Source organism: Carnobacterium sp. (genome assembly GCF_040274425.1).
This window is the reverse complement of sequence record NZ_JBEMBC010000105.1, coordinates 1,561-6,856: the sequence shown is the minus strand read 5'-3', so window position 1 is coordinate 6,856 and position 5,296 is coordinate 1,561. Positions and strand designations below refer to the sequence as shown.

Annotated in this window: 4 protein-coding genes; all 4 read right to left on the bottom strand. The window is 33.2% G+C overall.

The window, feature by feature from the left end:
- Positions 1–292: 292 nt before the first annotated feature.
- Positions 293–1,291, bottom strand: coding sequence for an LCP family glycopolymer transferase (locus ABS911_RS13565; protein WP_350468006.1), 999 nt, complete (start codon positions 1,289–1,291; stop codon positions 293–295).
- A gap of 433 nt (positions 1,292–1,724) precedes the next feature.
- Positions 1,725–2,546: an undecaprenyl-diphosphate phosphatase gene (locus ABS911_RS13560; protein WP_350468005.1), complete on the bottom strand. Its 822-nt coding sequence runs from the start codon at positions 2,544–2,546 to the stop codon at positions 1,725–1,727.
- Positions 2,547–2,658: 112 nt separating this feature from the next.
- On the bottom strand, positions 2,659–4,413 hold the full coding sequence (locus tag ABS911_RS13555; protein ID WP_350468004.1) for an ABC transporter ATP-binding protein: 1,755 nt from the start codon (positions 4,411–4,413) through the stop codon (positions 2,659–2,661).
- 1 nt (position 4,414) lies between these two features.
- Positions 4,415–5,296 (bottom strand): ABC transporter ATP-binding protein (locus ABS911_RS13550; protein WP_350468003.1); only part of this gene is annotated, 882 nt, incomplete at its 5' end.

Here is a 5,296-nt window from a genome sequence, read left to right as displayed (position 1 = left end):
TTTATATCTGTTTCCATTTTTTTTATATTCTCTCCCTTATTCTCATTAAGTGTACGCAAAAATAGCACCTCATCTTTTGATGACGCACTTAGCTACTCTATTTGAATATAAGAAGTATATAAAAAACTGTACAAATCACCCTCGTCATCATCTGACATTAAAAAAACACCCCCTTTTTAATTTATTATACCAAAGCTAACATACTAGTTTTTCATTGTCAAATACTCCATGCAGAACAGTAAATAAGTTCCCAAAAATCTAATACTTTTCAAGAAAATATTTTAGTCAAATTCTAATTAATAGAACTCTCTATAACCTCTGAGTTATTTTCTTCATCATTATTATCTAATTCCAATTGCTCACGAAGCAAATTAGAAACTCGATTTACTTCTTCATCAGTTACCATTTCATAATAAATATCATTCATCTTTTCTCCTGTACCGCTTAATTGTATTTGCTCAATATTTGCGGCAGCTGAACTATAGTCATTAAAGATATCTACCATGTTTTCAAACGTTAAATTTGTCTTCATATTGTTTTCTAACGTATTTAATAACTCACGGTACTTTAAGATAGAAGAAAATGAACTAGCTTTCTTAATGGATGCGTCAAGTACTTGCCTCTGCCTAGCTTGTCTACCATAGTCTCCTTGAGGATCTTCATAGCGCATACGTGTATATGCTAAAGTTTTTTCACCACTCATTTTAGTTGGTTCTCCCTTACTAAATTCATGTCCATCTTGTATAAAAGTTAATGGTGGGGTGATAGTAACTCCTCCAAGTGCGTCTGCTAATTCCTGCAATCCTTTCATATTAATTTCAACATAGTAATCAATTGGAATATTTAATAAGTTTTGTACTGTATTGATTGACATCTGTACTCCACCAAAAGCATAGGCATGATTAATTTTATCTTTTGTTCCATGTCCAATAATTTCAGTGTATGTATCACGAGGGATACTTAAAATAGTCATTTTTTCTTTTCGTTTATTAACTGTTAATAACATGACAGTATCCGAACGGCCCTTTTCAGTTCGTCCTAAGTCCCCACTATCTGTTCCTAACAGCAGCATAGAAAAAGGGTGATCCTCTACTTTGACGTCAATAGGTTTAGAACGCTTATTCTCTGTTTCAATATTTTTAAAAACAGTATCAGAAGCATTACGTACATCTATGTACACTTTCCAACCAAATAATCCTCCTGTAACTAGTAGTGCAAGTGCTAAAATTAGAAACACTCTTACTTTATGACTCCGTTTGTTTGCTTGTTTTTCAGAACGTTTATTTGTCATAGAACTTCTCCCTTTTGTTTATAATAGTTTCTACTTAAAATGTACTTTCGGCTAAAGAAAGATCTATAAAGCTAATTTTTACTGAGCAGATGATACAAAATTTTTTATCTTAACTTACTCCTCCAATTCTTGAACACTTTCTCAACGAGCTCTATCCAAATTCTTAAATACTTCACTAAAGTCAAAAATGGCATTCATAAAAATCTACTTATTGTAGATATCTAATGATATTCTGTTGCTTTAATAGAATATCAAAATTTCCTTAAATTTTCCTATGGTTTTCCATAAAAAATATTTTACGTATCTTATAAAGTAAAGAAGTACATTCAATAGACTTATTGAATGTACTTCTTTACAGGTAACTTTGATTCTTATTTTTCCTCTTATTTAATATTTAATAGGAAATATCAATATCGTTTAAAACATTATTGTCTTAAAAGAAAATTAGAAGTAAGATACCTAAAATAAAACAATAATAGGAAAAATAAACTAATTTCCCTTTTTTCATAATTCCCATAAACCACTTCATAGCAAAATAGGACATTACAAGAGCTGCAATAAATGCAGCTAAATACGGAATGGCTAAGTCGGTTTTATTTGGTTCATTTAAAAAATCAGAAAAACCTAATATCACTCCTCCGAGACTTACAGGAATATATAGCATAAATGAAAATCGAAGTGCGGTATCTTGTTTCATTCCTACAGCAATAGCTGAAATAATGGTTGCTCCAGAACGACTAATTCCCGGAGTCAAGGCTACAGCTTGTCCTAATCCTACTATTAAAGCATCCTTTATAGTAATATCACTCTCGCTTTTATTACCCTTTATATTTCGAATCAACCATAAAGCAGTACCTGTCGCAAATAACATTAAAGCTATTACTATCATACTAACATTGTCTGCTATATAGTCCTTTAATAAGAATCCGAGAACACCTGCCGGAATGCTCCCAATAATAATAAATAAAACAAAGAAAAAATCACTCTTATAGCGAGCATTTTTCGTTTTCAAATAATGAATTGAATTTGTTGCAAGTCTTAAAATGTCCTTCCTATAAATAAAAACAATAGCAACTAGCGAAGCTGTATTGGTTAGTATAGCAAATGTAAATCCCTGTTCACCTAGTCCTAATATTTCGCTAGCAATCATTACATGTCCACTAGATGACACAGGAATTGGTTCTGTAAATCCTTGAACCAACCCAATAATTATCATTTTTATTATCAATGTAATATCCAAAACTTCTATATACATCTCCTTATCATTGCTTCAATTGTTAGCACTCGAATACTTAACTATTATGTTCTATTCAAAAAGTAACTAGTATGCAATTCATAATTACAATCATTTACTTATAAGCGATTTACTACTCTTCTACCATAAACTGAGCTTTGTGAAGGCTAGCATAACTTCCACCTTTTTCTAACAACTCTTCGTGTGTACCAACTTCTAGGATATGTCCTTGATCTAAAACAATAATTTGATCAGCATTCTTAATAGTCGACAATCGGTGAGCAATGACAAAACTGGTGTGCCCTTCCATCATTTGTAAGAAAGCAGATTGAATTTTTTGTTCCGTTAATGTATCTACAGAACTCGTTGCTTCGTCTAAAATCAACATGTCTGGATTAGAAATCATTGTACGCGCAATTGTCAATAATTGTCTTTGTCCTTCTGAAATTTTTATCCCGCTTGATCCAATATTTGTATCTAGTTTTTCAGGTAATCGAACTACATAGTCATACATGTATGTTTTCTTCAATGCATCATAAATTATTTCATCTGTTGCATCTTTATTTCCATATTGAAGATTTGCTCGTAAAGATCCATCAAAAAGCCAAGTGTCCTGTAAAACCATGCCAAAACTCTGCCGTAAACTATCTTTAGTTATAGTACGAATATCAGTTCCATCAATAGATATGCTTCCTGAGTCAACGTCATAAAAACGCATGAGCAAGTTAATCAATGTGGATTTCCCAGCACCCGTTTTTCCTACAATAGCAACTGTTTCTCCCGCATAAACTTTCAAACTAAAATCAGTAATTAAAGGTTCATCCTTCATGTAGGCAAAATCAACCTGCTTAAATTCTACTACTCCTTTAGCGTTTTTTAGAACTTTCGCATTGGTTTCATCAGGTTTTTCAATAGTTTGTTTCATGATATCATACGTTCGATCAAGTCCAGCTATTGCCAATTGAATTTCTGTAGTAATTCCAGAAATCTCAATAAATGGTTTAGTGAATTGTGTCGAGTAAATCGTAAAACTAGAAATAATTCCAATCGTAACATCAGTATTGCCATAAAAAATCAACAGTCCACCTACTAAACCAACTGCAGTATACGCTAAATGGTCCACAACCCTTGAAAGAGGATTGGTTAAAGAAGACGCAAATTGAGCTTTTTGCCCTTCTGTATATAACTGTTGATTGATAGCTTCAAATTTTTCTTGAGTAGAGCTTTCTTGTTGAAAAGCTTTGACAATTTTTTGATTTAAAATTCGTTCATTAATAAACCCAGACAATTCTCCCGTTATCTTTTGTTGGCTTTTAAAACGATACTGAGAAGTTTTCGCTACAAACCACATAACAAAAAAGATAATCGGTGCTGCAACCAATACAACCATTGTCAGTATCGGACTTAGCACTATCATAAAAATAAATGCCACAATCAATGTCGATACACCAGAAAACAACTGCATCAATACAGAGGAAACAGCTACCGATACATTATCCATATCATTTGTAAAGCGACTGACAATATTACCATGAGCTGTTTGATCATAATAGTTCAGCGGAAGTTTATTTAAATGGATAAACGCATCCTTGCGTAGTTCTGCAATCGACTTATACGCAATACGATTGGCTAAAATTTGAATTAGCCATTGGCTAACCACTGTAACAACTAAAATACCTGCTAATAAAATTAGTGTTCGATATAAAACAGAAAAATCTACTTCACCTGCTCCAATCAGCAAGTCTACTCCTACTCCTATATAGTAAGTCATCAAAACAACCGATGCACCACTAAACAAGCCAAATATACTGGTGAATATTAAATCTTTTCGGTATTTAGTAAGGTATGGCCAAAATAAATTAAATCCTTTGGAAGATATTTTTTTCATTTTAGACCTCCTCCTGTGAAGTAACTAATTCTTGATAAGCTGTAGAATGTTTCATCAATTCGTCATGTGTTCCGCTAGCGACAATTCGTCCACTGTCCATTAGTAAAATCTGATTAGCTTGTTGCAATGACCGGATTCGTTGCGAAATAATGATGACGGTACCGTTTAAATTGTTTTTCAAAGCTTCTCGCAAATCCAAATCAGTTTGATAATCTAAAGCAGATAATGAATCATCCAATATCAATACTTTTGGCTTATTAACAATTGCACGAGCAATCGTTAACCTTTGGCGTTGACCACCAGAAAAATTCTTCCCATTTTCCATTATAAGAGTATCCAACTTATTGGGTAGTTTTTGAACAAAATCTAAACACTGTGCTATTTTTAATGCTTCCCAACACTCGTCATCCGTTGCATCTGCTTTACCCCACTGTAAATTCTGTCGAATTGTTCCGTGAAACAACACTGCTATTTGAGGTACCATTTTAATCTGATTACGCAATTCTTTTAAATCCCATTCTTTGACATTTAATCCAAGAAAGTTAACATTACCAGCACTAGCATCATAAAAGCGCGGAATCAACTGTGTCAAAGTCGTTTTTCCACTTCCGGTTCCCCCAGTAATCCCCATAACTGTGTTATCCGCTACGGAGAAATTAATATCCGTTAACGAAAGTCCAGCATCTTTACTATACCGAAAATCAACCTGATTAAATTCAATTAATGGCTGATTGATTTGGTTCACATTTTTACTGTTTTGTGGAGAAGTTAAGCTTGGATCAGTGTCCAATACCTCGTTCACTCGCTGCCCCGAAGCATACGCACGAGTAAAAACAACTATGAGGTTTGATACGACAATCAAAGCAAGCAACATTTGATTCAT